The sequence below is a fragment of the Serratia sp. BW106 genome, assembly GCF_002607755.1.
Lineage (GTDB): Bacteria > Pseudomonadota > Gammaproteobacteria > Enterobacterales > Enterobacteriaceae > Serratia > Serratia proteamaculans.
Map to the genome: position 1 here is coordinate 254862 of NZ_MCGS01000008.1, position 21125 is coordinate 275986.

At 56.0% G+C, this 21125-nt stretch carries 25 protein-coding genes; 14 read left to right on the top strand and 11 right to left on the bottom strand.

What is annotated here, in order from left to right:
* Positions 1 to 4: 4 nt before the first annotated feature.
* The 3 genes from BEI65_RS07065 to BEI65_RS07075 are packed head-to-tail and all read right to left on the bottom strand — an operon-like array spanning position 5 to position 2192.
* The gene (locus tag BEI65_RS07065; protein WP_099062717.1) at positions 5 to 1141 is read right to left on the bottom strand and encodes an HlyD family secretion protein; all 1137 of its coding nucleotides are present in this window, start codon (positions 1139 to 1141) and stop codon (positions 5 to 7) included.
* Between the two features lie 9 nt (positions 1142 to 1150).
* Positions 1151 to 1498, bottom strand: coding sequence for a DUF3302 domain-containing protein (locus tag BEI65_RS07070; RefSeq protein ID WP_099062718.1), 348 nt, complete (start codon positions 1496 to 1498; stop codon positions 1151 to 1153).
* A 40-nt stretch (positions 1499 to 1538) separates the two neighbouring features.
* A complete protein-coding gene (locus BEI65_RS07075) occupies positions 1539 to 2192 on the bottom strand; it encodes a DUF3313 domain-containing protein (protein WP_099062719.1) in 654 nt (217 codons plus the stop codon).
* 137 nt (positions 2193 to 2329) lie between these two features.
* Between BEI65_RS07075 and BEI65_RS07080 the strand changes: the two genes are divergently transcribed.
* Positions 2330 to 3265, top strand: a complete 936-nt coding sequence (locus BEI65_RS07080) for a LysR family transcriptional regulator (RefSeq protein ID WP_099062720.1) — start codon at positions 2330 to 2332, stop codon at positions 3263 to 3265.
* 14 nt (positions 3266 to 3279) lie between these two features.
* Here BEI65_RS07080 and BEI65_RS07085 read toward each other — a convergent pair whose 3' ends face one another.
* Positions 3280 to 4188 carry a LysR family transcriptional regulator gene (locus BEI65_RS07085; protein ID WP_099062721.1) on the bottom strand — a complete coding sequence of 303 codons (909 nt, stop codon included), beginning with the start codon at positions 4186 to 4188 and terminating at the stop codon, positions 3280 to 3282.
* Between the two features lie 110 nt (positions 4189 to 4298).
* Here BEI65_RS07085 and BEI65_RS07090 point away from each other — a divergent pair, with 110 nt between their 5' ends.
* The 3 genes from BEI65_RS07090 (at position 4299) to BEI65_RS07100 (ending at position 6589) form a co-directional block, all read left to right on the top strand.
* Positions 4299 to 5162, top strand: coding sequence for an aldo/keto reductase family oxidoreductase (locus BEI65_RS07090; RefSeq protein WP_099062722.1), 864 nt, complete (start codon positions 4299 to 4301; stop codon positions 5160 to 5162).
* Between the two features lie 120 nt (positions 5163 to 5282).
* On the top strand, positions 5283 to 6017 hold the full coding sequence (locus tag BEI65_RS07095; RefSeq protein WP_099062723.1) for a bifunctional 2-polyprenyl-6-hydroxyphenol methylase/3-demethylubiquinol 3-O-methyltransferase UbiG: 735 nt from the start codon (positions 5283 to 5285) through the stop codon (positions 6015 to 6017).
* Between the two features lie 158 nt (positions 6018 to 6175).
* Positions 6176 to 6589 carry a DoxX family protein gene (locus BEI65_RS07100; RefSeq protein ID WP_085118394.1) on the top strand — a complete coding sequence of 138 codons (414 nt, stop codon included), beginning with the start codon at positions 6176 to 6178 and terminating at the stop codon, positions 6587 to 6589.
* Positions 6590 to 6636: 47 nt separating this feature from the next.
* On the opposite strand, the gene smrA is transcribed toward BEI65_RS07100, so the two are convergent.
* Positions 6637 to 7209, bottom strand: coding sequence for a DNA endonuclease SmrA (gene smrA / locus BEI65_RS07105; protein WP_099062724.1), 573 nt, complete (start codon positions 7207 to 7209; stop codon positions 6637 to 6639).
* 172 nt (positions 7210 to 7381) lie between these two features.
* On the opposite strand from smrA, the gene BEI65_RS07110 reads away from it, so the two are divergent.
* Positions 7382 to 7720 (top strand): MbeD/MobD family mobilization/exclusion protein, encoded by a 339-nt coding sequence (locus BEI65_RS07110; RefSeq protein ID WP_099062725.1) that lies wholly within the window; start codon positions 7382 to 7384, stop codon positions 7718 to 7720.
* A 65-nt stretch (positions 7721 to 7785) separates the two neighbouring features.
* Positions 7786 to 8232 (top strand): DUF1198 family protein, encoded by a 447-nt coding sequence (locus tag BEI65_RS07115; RefSeq protein WP_085118398.1) that lies wholly within the window; start codon positions 7786 to 7788, stop codon positions 8230 to 8232.
* 29 nt (positions 8233 to 8261) lie between these two features.
* On the opposite strand, the gene BEI65_RS07120 is transcribed toward BEI65_RS07115, so the two are convergent.
* From BEI65_RS07120 to BEI65_RS07130, 3 genes are all read right to left on the bottom strand, one after another.
* Positions 8262 to 8600 carry a DUF2002 family protein gene (locus BEI65_RS07120; protein ID WP_012146416.1) on the bottom strand — a complete coding sequence of 113 codons (339 nt, stop codon included), beginning with the start codon at positions 8598 to 8600 and terminating at the stop codon, positions 8262 to 8264.
* Between the two features lie 102 nt (positions 8601 to 8702).
* Entirely contained in the window at positions 8703 to 9893 is a 1191-nt protein-coding gene (locus tag BEI65_RS07125; RefSeq protein WP_099062726.1) for an MFS transporter, read from the bottom strand.
* A gap of 94 nt (positions 9894 to 9987) precedes the next feature.
* Entirely contained in the window at positions 9988 to 11001 is a 1014-nt protein-coding gene (locus BEI65_RS07130; protein WP_099062727.1) for an AraC family transcriptional regulator, read from the bottom strand.
* Positions 11002 to 11129: 128 nt separating this feature from the next.
* Here BEI65_RS07130 and BEI65_RS07135 point away from each other — a divergent pair, with 128 nt between their 5' ends.
* Positions 11130 to 12170, top strand: coding sequence for a dienelactone hydrolase (locus tag BEI65_RS07135; protein ID WP_099062728.1), 1041 nt, complete (start codon positions 11130 to 11132; stop codon positions 12168 to 12170).
* Here the strand turns inward: BEI65_RS07135 and BEI65_RS07140 are convergent.
* Positions 12130 to 13026: a LysR family transcriptional regulator gene (locus BEI65_RS07140; RefSeq protein ID WP_099062729.1), complete on the bottom strand. Its 897-nt coding sequence runs from the start codon at positions 13024 to 13026 to the stop codon at positions 12130 to 12132. The two genes, BEI65_RS07135 and BEI65_RS07140, sit on opposite strands and share 41 nt — an antisense overlap.
* 106 nt (positions 13027 to 13132) lie before the next feature.
* Between BEI65_RS07140 and BEI65_RS07145 the strand changes: the two genes are divergently transcribed.
* Together BEI65_RS07145 and BEI65_RS07150 are read left to right on the top strand one after the other, a co-directional pair.
* Positions 13133 to 14515 (top strand): MFS transporter, encoded by a 1383-nt coding sequence (locus BEI65_RS07145; RefSeq protein WP_099062730.1) that lies wholly within the window; start codon positions 13133 to 13135, stop codon positions 14513 to 14515.
* Positions 14512 to 14892 carry a DUF4440 domain-containing protein gene (locus tag BEI65_RS07150; protein ID WP_099062731.1) on the top strand — a complete coding sequence of 127 codons (381 nt, stop codon included), beginning with the start codon at positions 14512 to 14514 and terminating at the stop codon, positions 14890 to 14892. The genes BEI65_RS07145 and BEI65_RS07150 overlap by 4 nt, the downstream gene beginning before the upstream one ends.
* Before the next feature lie 183 nt (positions 14893 to 15075).
* Here BEI65_RS07150 and asr read toward each other — a convergent pair whose 3' ends face one another.
* Positions 15076 to 15510, bottom strand: a complete 435-nt coding sequence (asr, locus tag BEI65_RS07155; protein ID WP_099062732.1) for an acid resistance repetitive basic protein Asr — start codon at positions 15508 to 15510, stop codon at positions 15076 to 15078.
* A gap of 218 nt (positions 15511 to 15728) precedes the next feature.
* Here asr and BEI65_RS07160 point away from each other — a divergent pair, with 218 nt between their 5' ends.
* Positions 15729 to 16037: a YqjD family protein gene (locus tag BEI65_RS07160; RefSeq protein ID WP_099062733.1), complete on the top strand. Its 309-nt coding sequence runs from the start codon at positions 15729 to 15731 to the stop codon at positions 16035 to 16037.
* A 63-nt stretch (positions 16038 to 16100) separates the two neighbouring features.
* Here the strand turns inward: BEI65_RS07160 and BEI65_RS07165 are convergent, their stop codons facing one another.
* Entirely contained in the window at positions 16101 to 17534 is a 1434-nt protein-coding gene (locus tag BEI65_RS07165) for a PLP-dependent aminotransferase family protein (RefSeq protein WP_099062734.1), read from the bottom strand.
* Between the two features lie 96 nt (positions 17535 to 17630).
* Between BEI65_RS07165 and BEI65_RS07170 the strand changes: the two genes are divergently transcribed.
* From BEI65_RS07170 to nrdE, 4 genes are all read left to right on the top strand, one after another.
* Positions 17631 to 18062, top strand: a complete 432-nt coding sequence (locus BEI65_RS07170) for a carboxymuconolactone decarboxylase family protein (protein WP_099062735.1) — start codon at positions 17631 to 17633, stop codon at positions 18060 to 18062.
* Between the two features lie 282 nt (positions 18063 to 18344).
* Complete coding sequence (gene nrdH, locus BEI65_RS07175; RefSeq protein WP_099062736.1) at positions 18345 to 18581, top strand: glutaredoxin-like protein NrdH; 237 nt, start codon at positions 18345 to 18347, stop codon at positions 18579 to 18581.
* Positions 18582 to 18589: 8 nt separating this feature from the next.
* Positions 18590 to 18994, top strand: coding sequence for a class Ib ribonucleoside-diphosphate reductase assembly flavoprotein NrdI (nrdI, locus tag BEI65_RS07180; protein WP_099062737.1), 405 nt, complete (start codon positions 18590 to 18592; stop codon positions 18992 to 18994).
* A complete protein-coding gene (nrdE, locus tag BEI65_RS07185; protein ID WP_198404412.1) occupies positions 18976 to 21120 on the top strand; it encodes a class 1b ribonucleoside-diphosphate reductase subunit alpha in 2145 nt (714 codons plus the stop codon). Before nrdI ends, nrdE begins: the two co-directional genes overlap by 19 nt.
* Positions 21121 to 21125 lie beyond the last annotated feature (5 nt).

Genomic DNA, 21125 nt, shown 5'->3' on the forward strand with positions numbered 1-21125 from the left:
ACGGCTAGTGATCCAAATAGAGATAGTGCATCCAGCTGGTCATCCGCAGCAGGACTTTGCGCATAATGGAAAGGTGCTCAAAGTGCTCGGTATACACTGCGGTCTGGGCAGTCACGCCATCGGGCAGTTTGTCGAGATCCGCAGTAGGATCCAGATCGATCATCACGTAGACCCCTTCCTGCTGGGCGCCGGCATTTAATCCCTGCAATACGCCGCTGGCCTGATAGCTGCCGTCCGGCACCACGGGCAGCACTCGCGTTACCGAGCCGCCATAGATTTTGCCCGGCAAGCCGTTAAAGACCACCTCGGCCTTATCACCCTGGGTTAAACGCAGGATCGAGTTTTGACGGAATACCGCCACCACCTGTCGCTTTTGCTGCGGAATAAAAATCATCACCGGCTTGAAAGGCAAGCGCACTGCCGTGGTGCCCGGTCTGGCCAGCACTTGAGTGACATAACCGTCGCTCGGTGCGCGAACAATGGTTTGTTCCAGGTTATAAGTCGCCTCGGCAATCTGCGATTTCAGGCCGGCAATATGCGCATCTTCGCCGTTATAACGACCAGAAAGTTGTTCCTTAGCCTGCTGATGCTGTGCCCTGGCAGCCTGCAATGCGGCAGATTGTGCCTGGAACTGTTGCTGCGCATGGCTGATATCTTGCTCGGAAAAAGGATTAACCGCCATGGTCGCGCCTTTGGCATAGCGCTGATAATCCTTGCGGGCCCGTTCATACTCAGCATTCACCCGCTGAACATTCGCGGCAGACTCATTTAATGTAGCCTGGCGCGCCCGCACATCCGCTTCTGCGCCAGCAAGTTCCGCCTGCAGCTTGCTTAAGCGAGCGCGGTAACGGGTATCGTCAAGGCGAAACAACAGGTCCCCTTTGTGCAACAGCACATTGGTTTTATCCGTGACCTCAACAATCACGCCCGAGACTTGCGGGACGATCGGCACTGAAATGGCGATTTTCTGCGCCCGGTAGGTATAAGGGTGGTTGTAGTTCATGCCCAGAATTAAGGCGCCCACAATAAAAATACCGCCGAGCACCGCTGTCGGTACCGTCCATTTATTGACCGGGATACGGAACAGTTTGAATACGCCGTAGCTCAGCGCGACGTAGCTGAGGATAATTAAGAGATCCATACTGTTTGCTTAACCTTTGTTGGACGACAAGCGTTGTTCGGCAACCTGTAGCTGCATACGCTGCAACTCACCTTCGAGCTGATTTATTCGCGCCTGCAGCACGTCAGGTTGCTCAGGCTTGTCGGCCATCCCCCAACCCCGTTCCGGTCGATATAATGTCGCCCAAATCCACAGCAGTGGCCAAATGGCATGCAGGGTAAACAGACTGACCCAGCCCGCCACATGAATGGCATCCTGATGAGGATGCTGCCGTTTCTTGGCCAGCAGATAAGGAATATCGTGGATAATGATCACACCGTAAAATAAAATTAAAAATACGGCGATCAATACCCCTAAAGCGAAGTAATCTAGAAACATGCAGTATCCTGGTTGGTAAGGCTAAATTATTTAACGATATTTATGTGGTTTTATATTCTTTAATATCTTTGGCAATGGTATCGATGGCATTTTTAACATCGGCCACTTTTAACTGTGACTTTTCATTATTCAGGTTCTCTCCGGAGGCTTTCCTCACCACTTTGATCACCGGTTGGTGGGTTGAGGCATCGATAAATTCCCCTTCCATATAAACGGCACTTTCCATGGTGCGGTGGCCAGTGACGCTTTGCGTTGCGGCAACCAGCAGCGTAATCGGCAGCACTTCATACACCTGCAGCCCCTTCTTCTGCATATCGATAGCCGTGATAGCCCCACGGAAAATCAGCGTATTTTCACGCGGTACATCCTCCAGGATGAAGTGTGAGCCCATCGCCTGCCTGAACTGCTGATTGGTGTAGCTCAGAATATTATCGAGTGCACGCTGGCTCACCATCTCGCTAGGTTTTGGCCGTGGGAAATAGATCATCGGTTGGTAAACCAAATATTTATATTTGGAAAAATCAACGTTACTATCTTTCCAATATAATACGTCCTTACCAGAAGCAGATTGGCTCTTGGTAATATCATTATAATTAGGCAGAAACGTCGAGTATTTCTCTTTTTCAGTGACCGACGACGAACAGGCGATCAGTGTTAACGTCAAGGGTAGAATTATCGCGCAGGTTATTTTCATTATAATCTTCCATGTCAATTTTAATGCATAGCAAATAATTGACCAAAAGAATACCCGCCGGTCAGTGATAAGTCATATGACAATACCGGCAAAAATGTATATCATTTTTGATATAAAAACTCAGTTTGGTACGCACTGTGAAATCAAAAGACTTCAGGATTGACGAGCTCAGGATCGTTCGCACCATCGCAGAAACCGCCAGCGTCAGCAAAGCAGCGCAGCTGTTGGATATGCCGCAATCCAATGTGTCACGCACCCTGACTGCACTTGAGCGACGGCTGGGCCTGGAGCTTTTTTTGCGCAGTCCACGAACGCTGTCATTAACCGAGTTCGGTGAGCAATTTCTACGCCGTGCCGCTCAGCTTTTGGATGAGCATAACGACCTGCTCGACATGTCCGGCACCTATAAAAAAAGCCTGAACGGCATGGTGACCCTGGGTGCGCCGATCGGTATTCACTCCTTCCTGACCCGTTATCTGCTGCCGCCCCTGCTGCGTGGATCCCCCGAACTGATCGTCGATTTAGTCACCCGCAACCCGGATGAACGCGAGAAAAAATACGGTGCGGTTTTTGATAGCGACTGCGATTTACTGATTAGCCTCTTCCAGCCGCAGAATGAAAGCCTGATAGCCCGGCCGTTGACCCGTTTCCGCGTTGGCTTATTCGCATCGCCGGATTATATTGCCCGCTCACCGCTTATCGAGCCGACCAAGCTGGCGCAACATCGTTGTATTACCCTGCGAGTGTTGGGCGGCAGCCGCAATACCTGGAGCTTTTACAACTCGCAGGGCCAGTTGGTCGATGTGGCGGTCAACGGCACCAGTATCTGTGACAATATCCTGCCGGCGATCGAACTGGCTAAACAGGGGCTGGGCATTGTCTATGCCCCCTATTACTCGGTGGCTTCCGCGCTGGAATCAGGTTCACTGCTGCCTTGCATCGAGCGCGAGCGCTGCATCGATATGCAGGCTTACCTTATTTACCGTCAACGCGGCGTGCTCCCCCACCGGGTGCAGGTGATGATGGACAGCATCATGAATACCATCAAAATACATGAGCATCGCCTGATCTAACCCCACCGGCCCTGTCAGCCGTGGTCCTGCGCCTGTTTGATAAAATCGATAAATGCCCGCAATGGCGCGGGTATGAATCGGCGGTCGGAATAATAGAGATAGGGCCCGGAAAACTGCGGCCACCAGGCTTCGAGCACTGGCTCCAACTCGCCTCGGATCAAATAGGGCCTTAACCAGTCCTCAAATAAATAGATAATCCCCACGCCAGCTACGGCAGCCTCTATGGCCAGATCGGTAGCACCGCCCGCCTGTACCGTCAGCGGGCCCTCCGGGTGAATAACCCGTTTCTCGCCCTGCCTCTCAAACTCCCAGGGATAGGTTTTACCACTGGGAAAACGCCCTTGCAGGCAAGCATGGTTGAACAGATCCTGCGGATGTTCAGGCCGCCCACAGCGATCAAGGTAGTCCGGCGCAGCAGCAGCGGCAAAGCGCTGTATTCTCGGGCCGATAGGCACCGCGATCATGTCCTTTTCCAGCCGTTCTTCATAACGGATACCGGCGTCGCAGCCCGCGGCCAGCACATCGACAAAGCTTTCGTCCGTCTGCACCTCCAGCTTGATCTCCGGATAGGCAGCGAGAAATGCCGGGATCAGCGCCGGCAACACCAGCCGCGCCACGCTGGTCGGCACATTCAGCTTCAGTGAACCGGCAGGCTTATCGCGAAAACCATTGACCACATCGAGCGCCCCCTGCACTTCAGCCAGCGCCGGCCCCAGCCTTTCCAGCAGGCCATAACCAGCGGCGGTGGCCGTGACGCTGCGCGTGGTGCGGTTGAACAGCCTGACACCGAGCTGTTTCTCCAGGCGACGCACCGCATCACTAACGCCGGAGGCACTGCGCCCCAGGGTTCTGGCACCTTCACGGAATCCCCCCGTACGCGCCACGGCGAGAAAGGCATGCAAATCATCTAAATCGGTGTTCATTGTGCGTTTCCCCGTACAACCCGTCCACTGCCCCGCTACTTATCACCGTCGGCGGCAACGCTTATTATAAATGGATGCGGTAGCCCCGCTTACCCTCTAGGAGACTGGTTATGTTCAATCGCGATCAACACAACACCTTCAACCTCGGCGATCGAAACGTCAAGCGACTTGGCTACGGAGCCATGCAACTGGCCGGCCCTGGCGTGTTCGGGCCACCGAAGGATACTGATGCCGCACTGGCGGTACTGCGCGAAGCGGTAGCCTCTGGCGTTAACCATATCGACACCAGTGACTTCTACGGCCCGCACGTCACTAACCAACTGATTAAAGCCGCGCTGGCGCCTTACCCGGACGACCTGACTCTGGTTACCAAAATCGGTGCGCGACGGGGAACCGATGCCTCATGGTTACCGGCATTTTCCGCCGAAGAGTTGACCAGTGCAGTGCATGACAACCTGCGCAATCTGGGTCTTGAGACGCTGGATGTGGTTAACCTGAGGATTATGTTCAGTGCCCATGGCCCGGCAGAAGGTTCTATCGAAGCCCCTTTAACCGCATTAGCGGAACTCCAGCATCAGGGGCTGGTACGGCATATCGGCCTGAGTAATGTCACATCGACCCAGATCGCCCAGGCACGTAATATTTGTCGTATTGTCTGCGTACAAAATCACTACAACCTGGTCAATCGCAGCGATGATGCCCTGATTGACAGCCTGGCGCGTGAAGGCACTGCCTACGTACCCTTTTTCCCACTCGGTGGTTTTAGTCCGATCCAGTCTTCGGCCTTATCCGATATAGCCCAGCGCCTCGGGGCCACCCCGCTGCAAACCGCCCTGGCCTGGCTGTATCACCGTTCGCCCAATATTCTGCTGATACCGGGGACTTCCTCCGTGGCGCACCTGCGAGAAAATCTCGCGGTCCCTGACTTGCCCTGGACAGAAGAGATTGCCCAAGCGCTGGACGCCATTGCCTGACAGCAAGCTGACCGCCCGATCAAGCCTACCTTATTTAACATGGAAATCAGCGGGATGTGCGGATAACATGACGACGCTGCCTAAATATACGGCAGCGGTTTAACTCAAACAGGAGTCGTTATGACGCAAAATATTTATGACAACCAAACCTTCTTCGACGGCTATGCGCAGCTCAGCCGCTCGGTAGACGGGCTGGACGGTGCGCCGGAGTGGCCGACCATCCGCAGTATCCTGCCGGACTTACACGGCAAGCAGGTGGTCGATCTGGGCTGTGGTTATGGCTGGTTCTGTCGCAGCGCGCGTGAACAGGGCGCTACCAGGGTTCTCGGTCTGGATCTGTCGGAGAAAATGTTCAACAAAGCCCGCACGCTGACGCAAGACGCCGGTATCGAATATCACCAGCAGGATCTGGAACAGCTTCAACTGCCAACGGCCTGTTTTGATCTGGCCTACAGTTCGCTGACGCTGCACTACATCGAAGATCTGGCACGGTTGTTCGCCACGGTTTATCAGGCGTTAGTGCCGGGCGGGCAATTTATCTTCACCGCCGAACACCCGATCTATACCGCACCAAAGCACCAAGGCTGGCAGGTAGACGAAAACGGGCAAAAATCCTGGCCGGTCAATGGTTATCAGCAGGAAGGCCAGCGCATTTCCAACTGGCTGGCGGAAGGGGTGATCAAGCAGCACCGTATGCTCGGCAGTTACGTGAACTTGCTGGTACAGCAGGGGTTCGTCGTCACCTATCTGAATGAATGGGGCCCTTCGGCACAGCAAATCGCAGAAAATCCGGCGCTCGACGAAGAGCAAGAACGCCCGATGATCTTTATTCTGGCCGCCCATAAACCCGCGTAGTTATTCCTCGTCACAGTAAATTCTTAACACATCCAATTTTGGGGAGGTTACCTCCCCCCAAAATCTCGCCCCCACTCTTCAGGCACGGATATCCTGATATTAGTCTACTATTTAATCAGCAATACAACATAATTGTGACAGTGGCTGAGGAGTTCAAAATGGGTGAAGGCTCAAAAGACGGCGTAATTCTGCTATCCCGAATATTGTTGATGATCCTGTTTATCATTTTTGGCTGGATGAAATTGACCAGTTTTGGCGCAACCGTGACAGCGATGGAAGGGTACGGCACGCCAATGCCCTATTTAGCGGCGATCATCGCCGTGGTGGTTGAATTCTTTTTTGGCATCGCGCTTATTCTCGGGTTATTTACCCGGCCTATCGCGGTTATTTTTGCCGTTTATGTTCTCGGCACCGCCTTTATCGGTCATCCATTCTGGAAAATGACCGGTATGGAAATGATGGGCAATGAAATAAACTTCTTTAAAAATATCAGCATTATCGGCGGGCTGCTGCTGTTGGCGGTCACCGGTGCCGGGCGTTATTCGCTGGATTATAAATTCTTCAATAAATAGCTTTATTCAGCCGGCAGCATCGCTGCCGGCTGCTGCTCCGCAATTCCCTAACGACTGCGCTTGGCGTGACGCTCGAAATTGTCGGCTTTGGCCTGCGCCGATTTACGCAGCGTGACGTAGCAAGCACCTTCCCCGCCGTCACGCGGCAACGCGCGGCAAAAGGCCTGTACCTGTTCAAACTGCGCCAACCATTTGGCGAGATAACTGCGGATGATGTTGGCATGGCTTTCATCTTCGCGACCACGGCCGTGGACAATCAACAGCGAGCGCAAGTTTTGCTTTTCCGCCTGAACAATAAAGCGGAACAGCGCTTGTCGACAGACCTCTACCGATTGTTTCAGCAGGTTCAGACTGGCCTGCGGCGGATAGCGCCCATGGCTTAGCTTGTCCAGAACGCCCTGCTGAATGCCCTCGCCCTTGTATTCCAGCGGGACTTCGCAAGGGATCAGCTCAAGAAAACCGGTGCTGAGAAAGTTTTCCTGCCGCAGCGCCTCGGCCTCACGGCGTGCGCTTTTATCCACCGTCTCCTGCGGCTTGAGGTACAAGGTCTCGGGGGCGCTGGATAACGGGATCACATCCGCCATCGCCTGTTCAAAAAAGTCTTTGTCCTGGTTGCTCATCGCTCTGCCATTCCTAGACTGGGCCTTTAATGCCGGGAATGACCCTGATTGTAAGACGCCTCACCCCGGTTGCAAGCCGGGAATTTTCCGCAATCGTCGTCAACGGGTGAGGTTCTGTGCAGTTTTCGTTATACTGCTAAACCATTATTGAGTGCCGCAAAGGATCGATCCCATGAAAATGCGCGAGCTGGAAACCCAGTTTCAAAATGCCATGAGCGAGTTGCAGGCCAGCTTCGAAAAGCAGCATCGTGAATGGCAGCACAGCTATCAGGCACTGCAGCAGTTGCTGGAAGAGGCTAAACAGCGCGAAGTCGCATTGCGTATGCAGAATGAACAGCTGGTGCGCAAACTGAGCACCGCCAGTTCAGTGCCGGAACAGCACGCGTTAGTGAAGCAAATCAAAATGCTGGGCGCTCATCTGGACGCGTTGGCCAAAGATGCCGCCACCTTTAACCACCACCTGCACAATCAACAGCGGGCAGCCGACAACTTCAGCGGCGAACAGCGTTGACACCGGGCGCTGTCACGCAGCGCCTCCTGCCAAATACTGGCGTCTGAGAGTGTAATAAATCATAAATGACCTGGATCATCATCGCTGCCCTGATCGTTGTATTTATTATTGGCTACCGCATTCTGACTTCCGATACCCGCAAAGCCATCGACTCTCTGGCTCACCTGCTGAAAGTAAAACCGATGCTAATTGAATCCATGATTCAGGAGATGGGCAGTCGCAACAGCCAGACCTTTATTCGCGTGTTGAATAACGGCTACACCGAAGAGATGCACCAGGCGGCCTATTTGCTGTTTATCTACCTGACCTTTATCAAGCAGGCGGATGACCAACAGATCGCCCTGTGGCGTGAAACGCTGCTGCGCGCCGGGCTATCGCCGGAGCTGCATGCCGAACACACCGAGGCCGCACTGTTTTACTTTGCCGATCTGGATATTGACGCCTTCGAACTGGCGCAGTTTCGCCGCGCTTACAATGAGCGTTTTAATCAGGAAGCCATTGCGAACTGGTAAGAATGTGTCCCCCGCAGGCGGGGGAAGCATTACTGGAACATGCTGTAGATATAGCGCGAAAGCGCATCACGCGAGCTGAAGCCGTGTGGAATGCCGTAACGCGCACTCGGGGCATCGCTGCTTAAATCCAGGGGAAACTCAAGATACTGATTGCTGATGCGTACCGGCGAGGTCGGCGTGGCAAAATGCACGCTTTTCTCTTTCAGCGCCGGGTGGATCACCAACGCGGTTCTGCCCATCCGCGCTTCACGATTCACATATACGTAGTGCTCACCCTTGCGGTAACCATAAGACTGGTCGGTGACATAATCACGCTCAAAGCCAGTATTCTCCAACACTCTAGCCACTTCATCCGGCCGTAAATACATCGATTTCTCCTCTCGTTCTGGACCGCTGAGCGACCTTACCGTAATCATGAGATGAAACAATAAATTTTTCGGTATGGATGTGGGTTTAGGAATAATCCTTAATTATGGGTTTTGCCGGTTTTGCACAAGTAACCGCAGCGTCAACAGCACGCCCAGAAACACCATCAGCGCTGCCGCCAGATAGATCGACGGCACGCCCATGTGGCTCATCAGCAGCCCGGCCAGCGGCCCGGTGATCCCCAACGCCAGATCGAGAAACGCCGAGTAGGTGCCCAGCGCGGTGCCCTGACTTTGCTGCGGCACCTGTTTAACCGCCTCCACGCCCAGTGCCGGGAACACCAAAGAGAAACCGGCACCGGCCAACAGCGCGCCCGCCTGCACCATCAACGGATCGCTGGCCTGCCATATCAGCAGCAATCCAACAATCTCGATCAGGAACGACACCAGCGTGACCTTTAAGCCGCCGTGACGATTAATGGTCTGGCTGAAGATCAAGCGGATACCGACAAAGGCAACGCTGAACAGCGTCAGTGAGAATGCCGCCCCGCTCCAGCCCTTATCAGCATAGTAGAGGGTGATAAATGTGGCGATCACGCCAAAGCCCACGGTGCCCATCGCCAGTCCAAGGCCATAGGTCCAGATGCGGCCGAATACCGCGCTAAAGGCGAGGCGTTTGCCGGCAGTGATCGAAACATTGGGCTTGGCACTGGCCAGCCACAGCGAAATCGCGACGGCCAACACGATCAGCGCCGCCACCCCGGCCAGCCCCCATTGCTGGTTAAGGTAAACGCCGAGCGGCGCTCCGGCCGCCATGGCACCGTAAGTCGCCACCCCGTTCCACGAAATCACCCGGGCGGTATGCAGCGGTCCCACCAGACCAATGCCCCACAATGTGGAACCGGTGCTGGCAAAGCTTTCGCCGACGCCAAGAAATACCCGGCCAACGCACAGCAAAATCAGGCTCAGCAGCGGTATACCGACAAACCAAAAAGCCATGGCGTAAAACAGACCGCTCACCCCGCAACAGGCCAGCCCGAACAGTACTACCTTTTTTGGCCCGAGCTGATCGGCATAGCGCCCGGCATGTGGCCGACTGAATAAGGTGGCGAAATACTGGGCGCTGATGATTAAACCGGCCAGTACCGAGTTATACCCCAACTCGTTATGCACAAACCCCGGTAATACCGCCAACGGCAAACCTATGGTCAGGTAACAGACAAAGGTAAACATCACCACGGACAGGATCCGTTGGTTAAGCTGAAAGTTGTTTTCTTTAGAACTGACGGCGGTCATCGAAGGTGGCTCGCATTAAACCGGGTAGGCAACAGCACTCAGCATACCCGGTCGGGGGTCGATCATAAATCTGCGAGTTATAACCAATTATTATTTAACTCAACTTTTGCTGCTTACGCCACTCGCTCGGGCTAATGCCCTGAATGCGCAGAAACTCACGGTTAAAGTTGGATTTAGTGGTGAATCCGGCCTTTTGCATGATATCGGTTACCGGCTCCTCACCGTCCAACAGCCACTGGGCCGCCTGGCGGATGCGCAGTTGATTCACATATTGCGACACATTCATGCCCGTATGGCGGTTGATCGCCTGTGAAACCCGCCGTGTCGGCAAACCGACCTTGCGCGCCAGGCGGGCCAGATTCAGTTCAGGCTCCAGATAAAGGTCGTCCTGCCGCAGCCGCTGCTGCACCCGGTCAAACCATTCGGCCAGTTGCTCTTCATCTTCGGCAACCTCCTGCATCGGCTCCGGCAACGGCTCTACCGGGCTGTTTGAGGGACGGCTGCGGGACAACACCAGACACAGGCTTACCGCCACCAGCAGGTTAACCAGGGTCGCCAACCTACCGGCATGACGCCCATCGAACAGTGAAAAATCGAGCGTAATCACCAGTTCAGCCACCGCCACGGCCATCAGCAAGATGCCCAGCCCCCGCCACAGTCGATAGCTGAGCCAGCTTTCCGCCAGCGCCACCTGCTGCAAAGCGTTCTCACCGCGCCGTAGTGCATACAGCAGCGCCGCGCCATAACCCAGATAAGCGCCCGCGATCAGCACATCCAGCCAAAAAGGCGCGAACACGCTCGCCAGCAGCGTCAGGCATAGCGGCATCAGGTGCCCGAGTTCACGTCGCCGCAGCCTGCCCTGGGTGCTGACCAGAAAGGCCAGATACGTCAACGTAGGGATCGCCACTGCACCGAAGGGTTGCAGTCCATTAAACTGCGCCACGCCATAACCATAGCGGATCCCCACCAGCAGGCTTTGCCAGGCGCACAGCAACAGCAATAACTGGAAGACCCAGCGCTGCGGCCGTGGTCGCCCCAGGCGATACAGCAGCCCCAGGCACAGCAGACCAAACAAAAAAGTGAGGGGGATAAGCGGCATCGTCGGCATCTTGTTGTGTTCACACAGAAACGGCAGTGTACTGTTAAAACAAACCTTTAACGACCCGGATCGCGATCGAGGTCGCCGGATAATGCCCCTCATGCCACCCTCTCGAGGTCAACATTTGAGGAGTGAAAATGAACAGAGCGTTGTTGTTGTGGATACTGCTGTGCGGTATTGCCAGTGCCACCCCCTATCAGGTTGCCACCCGCGATCAAGTCTTTCAGGCCGGTTCACGTTCGTTGAACAGCCGAATTTACTACCCCACGACCGAGACGAATGGGCAACGGCTCACCGGTGCGAATAAGGTCTTTACTGGCATCAGCAGCCGGCCAGATGCGCCGGTGGCGAACGGACACTTTCCGCTGATCGTGATCAGCCACGGCAGCGGCGGCAATAACAGCAGTCAGGCCTGGCTGGCGGCGGCGTTAGTCCGGCAGGGAATGATTGTCGTGGCAGCCAATCACCCAGGCAGCACCACCGGCAACTCGGTTCCGGCGCTCTCCGCCAAACTGTGGTTACAGACCGAGGATGTTTCCGGCCTGATCAGCGCCATCACCGCCGATCCTCAGTGGAGTAAAATCGTCAATCGCCAGGTGATTGGCGTTATCGGCCACTCCAAGGGTGGTTACAGTGCCATTGCCGCCATCGGCGGGCGAGTCCGGTTGGCCGATTTCATCCGCGGCTGCCAACAAGCCCCACAGTCACCCAACTGCCAGTTTTATACCCGGGCCAAGGTTGATTTAGGCGCGCTCTCCGCCCGACAATTTGATGCCGATTATACCGACCCGCGCATCCGCTTTGCCGTCGCCCTCGATCCCGGCATGGTGCCTTATCTGCTGCCTGACAGCCTGCATCGGCTCAGCGCCCCTTTATTGGTTATCGAACCTCAACATTTCGAACCAGACAGCCAAATACCCAGTCTTGGCGGTGCCACACTGGCCAAAGACGCAGGACAGCAACCGATTGATGCACTACGGCTGTCGAACGGTAACCATTTTGATTTTATTCCGCTTTGTCAGCCGAATGGACGCCAAATTCTGGCTGCGGAGGAGAAAGATGCAGAGGTGTTATGCGCGTCCTCCAATACGCGGCGTGAATGGGTACACCAGAAGACATTGACGGCCATAATGGCGTTTATTCACCCGTGGCTATCCGCGCCCGCAGGAAATCAATAAACGCCCGCACCTTCTCCGGCACATGGCGGGTATTGGGGTACAGCGCATAAATGCTTTGGGCCGGAAATTGATGGTCTGCCAGCAGCGGGCACAGTTTGCCTTCGGCAATGGCGGGCCGCACCAGCCATTCGGGCAGTAATGCCACCCCGGCACCGTGCAGGGCAAACGCCAGCAGCGCGGAGGCACTGTCGCCCATTAGCGTGGCGGCATCTTCAACCTTGAACAGCACCGCCTGCCGTTCCGGGGTAATCACCTGCCAGCTCAACGGTGAACTGAGGCGGCTGTGGGCGATCCACTGCGCCTGCGCCAGTTGCGCCAGCGAGCCAACCGGATGGCGGGTCAGATACTCCGGCGAGGCGACCGGCAGGATGGCAAAACTGTCGAGCCGCGCCGCATGGTGGCTGGAGTCCGCCAGTTGCCCCAGCCGGATCGCCACATCGAAGCGTTCCGAAATTAAATCGGCATGATAAGAAGAAGAAACATGCTGAATACGCAAGCGCGGATGCAACCGGGAAAATGCCGCCAGCGCCGGTACCACCACCTGTGCACCGTATTCCGGCGTAGTGGTGATACGCAATACGCCGCTCAGACCGTGGTGATCGCGGCGCACGTCATCCAGCACGTTTTCCGCATCCTGCAACAGCCGCAGACAGCGCTGATAGAAGCGTTCACCGGCATCGGTCAGCGCCAACCGCCGGGTAGTGCGCACCAGCAACGACACCCCCAACTCGCTTTCCAGCTGTTTGACATTGAAACTGACCACCGCCTTGGTTTGCCCCAACGCCACCGCCGCAGCAGTGAAGCTGCCGGCATCTACCACCGCCACAAAGATCGCCAAACGCTGCAGGTTAAGCACAGTGTCACGCCTTATTGTCAAAATTATTTTGACAGTGTAATCGTTCGCAGCCGATTTATCCGCAGTTTCTCGCCCGCTACACTGCTGGCCTTCAACCGGAGGCCCCATGCCCTATCGCATCAAAGTCGCAATCGTCTATCTGCTCGGATTTTTTGTCGATCTGATCAACATGTTTATCGCTAACGTCGCTTATCCGTCGATCGGTCATGCGTTGCAGGCTTCGGTCGGTGAACTGGCCTGGGTCAGCAACGGTTATATTCTCGGCCTGACGCTGGTGATCCCGCTCAGCGCCTGGCTGGCGCAGCGCATCGGTGGACGGCGGGTGTTTTTGCTGTCGCTGACACTGTTTATGCTGGCAACAACCGCGGCGGGCTATGCCGGCTCAATTGGCGAGTTGATTGGTTGGCGAGTGCTACAAGGTATGGGGGGCGGTTTGCTGATCCCGATCGGTCAAACGCTAACCTATCAACTGTATCGCAGCCACGAACGCGCCGGGCTTTCCGCCGCCATTATGCTGGTTGGCCTGCTGGCACCCGCGCTGTCACCGGCGCTGGGCGGGCTGATTGTTGACAGCCTTGACTGGCGCTGGGTGTTCTTCGCCAACCTGCCACTGGCAGCTCTGGCACTGTTGCTGGCCGCGCTGTGGTTGCGCCCTCAGGCAGCCGAGCTACAACGCAAGCCGCTCGACGTCAACGGATTGCTCAGCGCCTGCACCGCTCTGACGCTGATCCTGCTGGGCCTGACCCGGCTGGGTGATGCCGATGGCCTGCTGCAGGGCGCTTTGCTGTTGGCCGCCGGGGCGCTGACGTTGGCTTATTACCTGCGGCGCAGCCTGCGCATCGCCCAACCGCTGCTGAACCTGCGGCTGATGCAAGATCCGCTGCTGCGCACCTCGATGATGATTTATCAGTGTATTCCCGGCCTGTTTATCGGCGTCAGTCTGGTGGCCATGCTGTATTTGCAAAACCAATTGGGCATGCGCGCCGCACAGGTTGGCAGCCTGATGCTGCCCTGGTCGCTGGCCTCGTTTCTGGCCATCACCCTGACCGGCAAGAAATTCAATCGCCTTGGCCCGCGGCCGCTGTTTATCCTCGGTTGTCTGCTGCAGGGGCTGGGTATTCTGACGCTGTCGCAGATTGCTCACGCCGGGGACTACGGATTGCAGTTGACGGCCTTCGCCCTGATGGGCTTTGGCGGTAGCCTGTGCAGCAGCACCGCACAAAGCAGCGCTTTCCTGCAGATTGCCGATGAACAATTGGCGGATGCCAGTGCACTGTGGAATATCAATCGCCAGCTCAGCTTTTGCCTGGGTGTCGCCCTGCTCAGCCTGCTGTTAAATCTGCTGCTTGAGCATTTTTCGCCCGCTGCCGCCTACAAAATCTGTTTTTACCTGGCCGCCGCCAGCACGCTGGTGCCGCTGTTGCTGTGCCTGCGTATCGCTAACCGTGCCATCGTGCACCGTCTCAACACTCAACAGGAAGCTCCATGAACCGATATTTTACCGAAGTGATCGACGCTCACGTCGCCATTGAAAACTGGCTGGAAAAAGGAATGGGGGAGGAAACAGCGCTGCTGGCGCGTTTTGATCCGGCCTTCAGCATGATCGCGCTAAACGGCAGCCGACTGGATTTCGCCGCATTGAGCGCCTTTTTCCATGCACATCGCGCCGCTAAACCAGGGCTGGAAATCACTATAGAAGAGATGACGTTAGTGGCCGAGTGGCCAACGGGGGCGGTGGTTAGCTATCGCGAAAAGCAAATGCAGCCTGGACAAGCGGCAACGCTACGCAACTCCACCGTGGTGTTTGAGCAGACCCAAACCGGGCTGGGCTGGCGGCACCTGCATGAAACCACGCTGGCACAGTAATCAGAGAAAACCGTCGGCCAGAAACAGCTCCCAGGCAACAATCAGCCCACACAGGGTAACGGCGCTGAAAATCACTTCGAACAGATAGCGATTGATCATCATGGGCTGGCCCTCAAAAGAAAACACCCGGCAAAACCGGGTGTTTACATAGCGTCTGGATGCGGAGGTACCCGCAGACTTCACTTATTTAGCGGCTGGAGCTGCTGCTTTTTTGGTAGCTTTGTGGTGTTTTTTAGCGGCCTGAGCTTTCTGCACTGGCGCTTTTTTGCTTACTTTGTGGTGAGTTTTAGCAGCCTGAGCTTTCTGGGCTGGGGCTTTTTTGCTCACTTTGTGGTGAGTTTTAGCAGCCTGAGCTTTCTGAGCTGGGGCTTTCTTGGTCGCTTTGTGGTGCTTTTTAGCGGCCTGAGCTTTCTGTGCTGGCGCTTTCTTGGTTGCCTTGTGGTGCGTCTTCTTATGATGAGTGGCTTTAGCAGGTGCCTTCTCAGCAGCAGCAGCGGCTGGTGCAGCGCTAGTGGTTGCAGCCGGAGCAGCCGCCGCCGGAGCGACAGCATCAGCAGCGAAAGCAACAGAAGACAGACCCATGGTAGCAGCAACGATCAGGGCTAATACTTTTTTCATCTTTAATTCCTCAGAGTGTTTTTTCAGTAAGCCCCGTTGGGCCGTTGAAGCAGATACTAGAGGAATCGCTGAGCCGCTTCCGTGAGTGATTGGTTTCGCCGAGTAACCAAATGTACAGCGGCCGTATGACCGACGAACATGGCGTTTTTTCCGTGATCGCCAACACGTTTTAAAAAATGGTCTACACTTAAAAGACATGTGTCGAAACGGAGAATCGAATGTTTAAGAGATCAGAAAAAGTAGAACGCGACATCGATCAAGACGTCACCCTGCTGGCGGATACGCTGGATGAGGTGCTACGCGAATCCGGTGACAAGACCAAAGAGGAACTGAAAGAGCTGCACAGCAAGGCAAAAGGCGTATTACGCGATGCCCGGGCACGCTTTAATGGTTCCAGCAGTCTGACACAGCACGCTCGCGATGCCGTCGAACAAGCCGACAGCTACGTGCGCGACAAACCTTGGCAGGGCGTAGGGATCGGGGCCGCAGTTGGCATCGTCCTCGGCGTGCTGCTGGCCCGGCGTTAACACCCCTTGCAGTCATAAAGATAAAACAGATGTGCGTCTGGCCCGCGGGAAACCGCGGGCCGTTTAATTTGTGCCTTTGATTAATCCGGCCAACCGGGCTACCGCTCGCTCCGTCTCCGCCTGCTGGGTAAAGTTGGCAAAGCCCATTAACAGGCCCGAACCCGCCGGATCCGCAATGCACCAGTCGGATAGCGCCTGTATCGACAAGCCGCACTGCCAGGCCAGTTCCGCCAAAAGCCGATCCTGCCCCTCCCCCTTCAGCCGGGCCAATAACTGAATGCCACCGGCCTGTGACGCGACCGTCAAATGCTCTCCCAACTGCTGTTCCAGTGCCTGCGCCAGCCATGCGCGCCGTTGGCGGTAAATGGGCCGCATCCGCTTCAAATGGCGATAAAAATGCCCCTGATGAATAAAATCCGCCACGCTGGCCTGCAGCAACGGTGGACAACCGCAGCCACGCAGCCGACTGCTGTGACCAAAGGCCTCTACCTGCCCGGCAGGCACCACCAGATAAGCCATGCGCAAGGCCGGGAACAGCGTTTTGCTGAAGGTACCGGCGTACAGTACTCGCCCCTGACGATCGAGACTTTTCAACGGCGGCAGCGGCCGACCGTGATAACGCACCTCGCTGTCATAGTCGTCTTCAAGGATCCACGCCTGCTGCTGCTGCGCCCACTCCAGCAGCGCCATACGCCTTGCCAGACTGAGTGTGACCCCCAGCGGACTCTGATGGGTCGGCGTCAGCACCGCCATCCGTGCCTGGGGAGCGCTGGCCAAACCGGCGGCAATGTTCATGCCCTGCTCATCGACCGGCACCGCCACTGGCCGCATACCGGCGGCGCGAAACAGCGGCAGCGTGACCGGATAGCCCGGATCCTCCAGCCATACCGCTTCCCCCGGCTGAAGCAAAGTGCCGATCACCAGATCCAGCAGTGCCTGATAACCGGCGCAGATAAACACCTGTTCCGGGCGGCAACTGATGCCGCGCGAAAGCTGCAAATAATTGGCGATTGCCGCACGCAATTCGGGCAAGCCCTGAGTTGACGGATGTGCCATAGAGGCCAACGGGGCAGTGCGTAACTGGCGACCGACAATTCGCTGCCATTGCGCACGCGGAAACGCATCCAGCGCGGGTAGCCCCAGTTGAAACGGCGGCGTCGCCCCGTTCGGATGCAGCGGATTTGCCGTGACCGTCGGCAAAGGTTCCACTGCCAGCGCCGCACGCACCGGCAGGTTCTGCAACTGCGGCGAAACAAAGGTCCCCGCCTGCCCCCGGCTTTGCAGAAAACCTTCGGCAACCAGCTGCGCGTAGGCACTTTCTACCGTGGCACGTGCCACGCCCAGATCGCTCGCCAATCCACGAACCGAAGGCAAGCGGCTGCCCGCCGGCAGGGTTCCCTGCGCTATGGCGTCTTTGATCCGCAAATAAATCTGCCGGTACAAGGGGTCGGCAAGCCGGCTGTCCAGCCGCAAGGAGGTAAGAAACTGACGCATCATGGCCCGGTTAAATAATCACTTTATGGCCCTATAGCATAGTCCATATCGCCGCTAAAGTAGCACCATGATTCTGCTATTCGCTAACCGAGGTTGACCATGATTAAGCAACGTTTGAACTATTCCGAACTTTCACCGGCTCCGTACAAAAATATGGTGAACGCCTTGATGGCGCTGGAGAAAGGCGCGCTGGATAAAGCGACAATTGAACTGATGTTTATGCGTGTTTCGCAGATCAACGGCTGCGCCTACTGCCTGGATATGCACGGCAAAGCCCTGCGCGAAAGTGGCGTCAGCAGCGCCAAGCTGGATCAGCTTGCAGGCTGGCGCGTCAGCCATGCGTTCAGTGAGCGCGAGCGTGTGGCACTGGAATGGGCAGAGTCAGTCACCCTGATCGCCGCTACCGGCGCACCGGACAGCGCGTTTGAAGCGTTACAGGCGCACTTTAGCGACGCGGAAATTGCTGATTTGACCTTCGCCATTAGCATCATGAATGCCTTTAATCGCCTGGCCATCAGCATGCGTCAATGATCAAACTGCACCTCCCCTCTCGCTGCGAGAGGGTTTTTTCGTCACTAACTTCCCCGCAAAAAAAAATTCCCCAGCACTTTTCCAGCGCCGCTGCGGCCTGCGTTCAAATTCCATCAAAACACCATATATAGCGTGGTTGATAAATTAAATATCTACATATAGTATTTAATCCATCAACCGCAGGGAACATGTAGCCGTTGGTAACGCCGTCAGAAACGCCGTTCAATGCTCCGTTATCTGACCTGTCCGCCTTTCCTTTAGCCCATAAGGTGAATGCGAATCATGAGCATTATTATTTACAGTAAACCGGACTGTGTCCAGTGCAACGCCACCTATCGCGCCTTCGATAAACAAGGGATTGGTTATCAGGTGATTGACCTCACCCAGGATCAACAGGCGCTGAGCCATGTTAAATCCCTCGGCTATCAACAGGTTCCGGTGATTATCGCCGGAGACGATCACTGGTCCGGCTTCCGGCCAGACAAAATTGGCGCGCTGGCTCACGCCGTCGTGTCCTGAGGTTGGCCATGAACCCGCTGGTCTACTTCTCCAGCAGTTCGGAGAACACCCACAGGTTCGTTGAAAAGCTGGGCTTACCGGCGATGCGCATACCGATCGCCGGAGCCCGCAGCAAACTGCTGATGGAAAGCCCCTATATTTTGATCGTGCCCAGCTATGGCGGCGGCAGCGCCGTGGGAGCCGTGCCGATCCAGGTGATCCGCTTTCTCAACGATCCGCAGAATCGCGCTTTCCTGCGCGGCGTTATCGCCGCCGGGAATACCAATTTCGGCGCAGCGTACGGCATTGCCGGCGATATCATCGCCAAAAAATGTCAGGTGCCTTTTCTTTACCGTTTTGAGCTGCTCGGCACCACACAAGACGTTGCAAACGTTCGACAGGGAGTAACCGCATTTTGGCAACGACAGAACTGACCAGGCCCGCTACCAGCGCGCTGGATTACCATTCGCTCAACGCGATGCTCAATCTTTATGATGCCGAAGGCCGTATCCAGTTTGATAAGGATCGACTGGCGGCACGACAATACTTCCTGCAGCACGTCAATCAGAACACCGTGTTCTTCCACAACCTGGAAGAGAAGCTGCGCTATCTGGTGGAAGAAGGTTATTACGAGCAGAGCGTGCTGGCGCAGTACGACTTCGCTTTTATCAAGCAGTTGTTCCAGCAGGCCTACGCGAAAAAATTCCGCTTCGAGACGTTTCTCGGCGCCTTTAAGTACTACACCAGCTACACGCTGAAAACCTTTGACGGCAAACGCTATCTGGAACGCTACGAGGATCGGGTGTGCATGGTCGCCATGACGCTGGCCGCTGGCGATACCGCACTGGCGCAAGCTCTGGTGGAAGAAATGATTTCCGGCCGCTTCCAGCCGGCGACGCCCACCTTCCTCAACTGCGGCAAACAGCAGCGCGGCGAACTGGTGTCCTGCTTCCTGCTGCGCATTGAAGACAATATGGAGTCGATCGGTCGGGCGGTGAACTCCGCGCTGCAACTGTCAAAACGTGGCGGTGGCGTAGCATTTTTGCTGACCAACATCCGCGAAGTCGGCGCGCCGATCAAACGTATTGAGAACCAATCCTCCGGCGTCATTCCGATCATGAAAATGCTCGAAGATGCCTTCTCTTACGCCAACCAACTGGGTGCGCGTCAGGGCGCCGGTGCGGTGTACCTCAATGCTCACCACCCGGATATTCTGCGTTTCCTCGACACCAAGCGCGAAAACGCCGACGAGAAGATCCGCATCAAAACCCTGTCGCTGGGGGTGGTGATCCCGGATATCACCTTCGAGCTGGCGAAAAATAACGAAGAGATGTATCTGTTCTCGCCGTATGACGTCGAGCAGGTGTATGGCGTACCGTTTTCGGAAATCAGCGTCAGCGAGAAATATCGCGAAATGGTGGATGACAAACGCATCCGCAAGTCGCGCATCAATGCACGCGAGTTCTTCCAGGTGCTGGCGGAGATCCAGTTTGAATCCGGCTACCCGTACATGATGTTTGAAGATACCGTCAACCGCGAGAACCCGATCGCCGGACGTATCAATATGAGCAACCTGTGTTCGGAGATTTTACAGGTTAACCGCGCCAGCACTTATCACGATGACCTGAGCTATGACCAGGTCGGCAAGGATATTTCCTGCAACCTCGGCTCGCTAAACATCGCCAAAACCATGGATGCACCGGACTTCGGCAAAGCGGTCGCCACCGCGATCCGCGCGCTGACTGCGGTGGCGGACATGAGCGACATCCGCTCGGTACCCTCAATCGCCGAAGGCAACCGCAGCTCGCACGCTATCGGCCTGGGCCAGATGAACCTGCATGGCTACCTGGCGCGCGAACGCATCTTCTATGGCTCTGAGGAAGGCATCGACTTCACCAATTTCTATTTCTATACCGTCGCTTACCACGCCATTCGCGCCTCTAACCAGCTGGCTATCGAGCGCGGCAGCGCATTCGCCGGCTTCGAGGATTCCACCTACGCGTCCGGCTTGTACTTCAGCAAATACACCGAAAGGGAATGGCTGCCACAGACCGAGCGAGTGCGCGCGCTGTTCGCCGACGCCAATATCGCTATTCCGGGCCGCGAGGAATGGCTGGCGCTGCGCCAGTCGGTGATGATGCACGGGTTGTACAACCAGAACCTGCAGGCGGTGCCGCCGACCGGCTCCATCTCCTACATCAATAACTCGACCTCCAGCATCCATCCGATTGTGTCACGCATCGAGATCCGCAAAGAGGGCAAGATTGGTCGCGTGTATTATCCGGCGCCCTATATGACCAACGACAACCTGGAGTACTACCAGGATGCCTATGACATCGGGCCGGAAAAGATCATTGATACCTACGCCGCCGCCAGTCAGCACGTCGATCAGGGGCTGTCGCTGACGTTGTTCTTCCGCGATACCGCCAGCACGCGCGACATCAACCGCGCGCAGATTTACGCCTGGCGTAAAGGCATCAAAACCATCTATTACATCCGTCTGCGCCAGATGGCGCTGGAAGGCACCGAGGTGCAGGGCTGCGTGTCCTGCGCACTGTGAGGCAA

Excerpts from the sequence above, each read along its gene's own strand:
- BEI65_RS07065 (WP_099062717.1), bottom strand. The coding sequence starts at position 1,141 with ATGGATCTCTTAATTATCCTCAGCTACGTCGCGCTGAGCTACGGCGTA.
- BEI65_RS07070 (WP_099062718.1), bottom strand. The coding sequence starts at position 1,498 with ATGTTTCTAGATTACTTCGCTTTAGGGGTATTGATCGCCGTATTTTTA.
- BEI65_RS07075 (WP_099062719.1), bottom strand. The coding sequence starts at position 2,192 with ATGAAAATAACCTGCGCGATAATTCTACCCTTGACGTTAACACTGATC.
- BEI65_RS07085 (WP_099062721.1), bottom strand. The coding sequence starts at position 4,188 with ATGAACACCGATTTAGATGATTTGCATGCCTTTCTCGCCGTGGCGCGT.
- BEI65_RS07090 (WP_099062722.1), top strand. The coding sequence starts at position 4,299 with ATGTTCAATCGCGATCAACACAACACCTTCAACCTCGGCGATCGAAAC.
- BEI65_RS07095 (WP_099062723.1), top strand. The coding sequence starts at position 5,283 with ATGACGCAAAATATTTATGACAACCAAACCTTCTTCGACGGCTATGCG.
- BEI65_RS07100 (WP_085118394.1), top strand. The coding sequence starts at position 6,176 with ATGGGTGAAGGCTCAAAAGACGGCGTAATTCTGCTATCCCGAATATTG.
- smrA (WP_099062724.1), bottom strand. The coding sequence starts at position 7,209 with ATGAGCAACCAGGACAAAGACTTTTTTGAACAGGCGATGGCGGATGTG.
- BEI65_RS07110 (WP_099062725.1), top strand. The coding sequence starts at position 7,382 with ATGAAAATGCGCGAGCTGGAAACCCAGTTTCAAAATGCCATGAGCGAG.
- BEI65_RS07115 (WP_085118398.1), top strand. The coding sequence starts at position 7,786 with ATGACCTGGATCATCATCGCTGCCCTGATCGTTGTATTTATTATTGGC.
- BEI65_RS07120 (WP_012146416.1), bottom strand. The coding sequence starts at position 8,600 with ATGTATTTACGGCCGGATGAAGTGGCTAGAGTGTTGGAGAATACTGGC.
- BEI65_RS07125 (WP_099062726.1), bottom strand. The coding sequence starts at position 9,893 with ATGACCGCCGTCAGTTCTAAAGAAAACAACTTTCAGCTTAACCAACGG.
- BEI65_RS07130 (WP_099062727.1), bottom strand. The coding sequence starts at position 11,001 with ATGCCGACGATGCCGCTTATCCCCCTCACTTTTTTGTTTGGTCTGCTG.
- BEI65_RS07135 (WP_099062728.1), top strand. The coding sequence starts at position 11,130 with ATGAACAGAGCGTTGTTGTTGTGGATACTGCTGTGCGGTATTGCCAGT.
- BEI65_RS07145 (WP_099062730.1), top strand. The coding sequence starts at position 13,133 with ATGCCCTATCGCATCAAAGTCGCAATCGTCTATCTGCTCGGATTTTTT.
- BEI65_RS07150 (WP_099062731.1), top strand. The coding sequence starts at position 14,512 with ATGAACCGATATTTTACCGAAGTGATCGACGCTCACGTCGCCATTGAA.
- asr (WP_099062732.1), bottom strand. The coding sequence starts at position 15,510 with ATGAAAAAAGTATTAGCCCTGATCGTTGCTGCTACCATGGGTCTGTCT.
- BEI65_RS07160 (WP_099062733.1), top strand. The coding sequence starts at position 15,729 with ATGTTTAAGAGATCAGAAAAAGTAGAACGCGACATCGATCAAGACGTC.
- BEI65_RS07165 (WP_099062734.1), bottom strand. The coding sequence starts at position 17,534 with ATGATGCGTCAGTTTCTTACCTCCTTGCGGCTGGACAGCCGGCTTGCC.
- BEI65_RS07170 (WP_099062735.1), top strand. The coding sequence starts at position 17,631 with ATGATTAAGCAACGTTTGAACTATTCCGAACTTTCACCGGCTCCGTAC.
- nrdH (WP_099062736.1), top strand. The coding sequence starts at position 18,345 with ATGAGCATTATTATTTACAGTAAACCGGACTGTGTCCAGTGCAACGCC.
- nrdI (WP_099062737.1), top strand. The coding sequence starts at position 18,590 with ATGAACCCGCTGGTCTACTTCTCCAGCAGTTCGGAGAACACCCACAGG.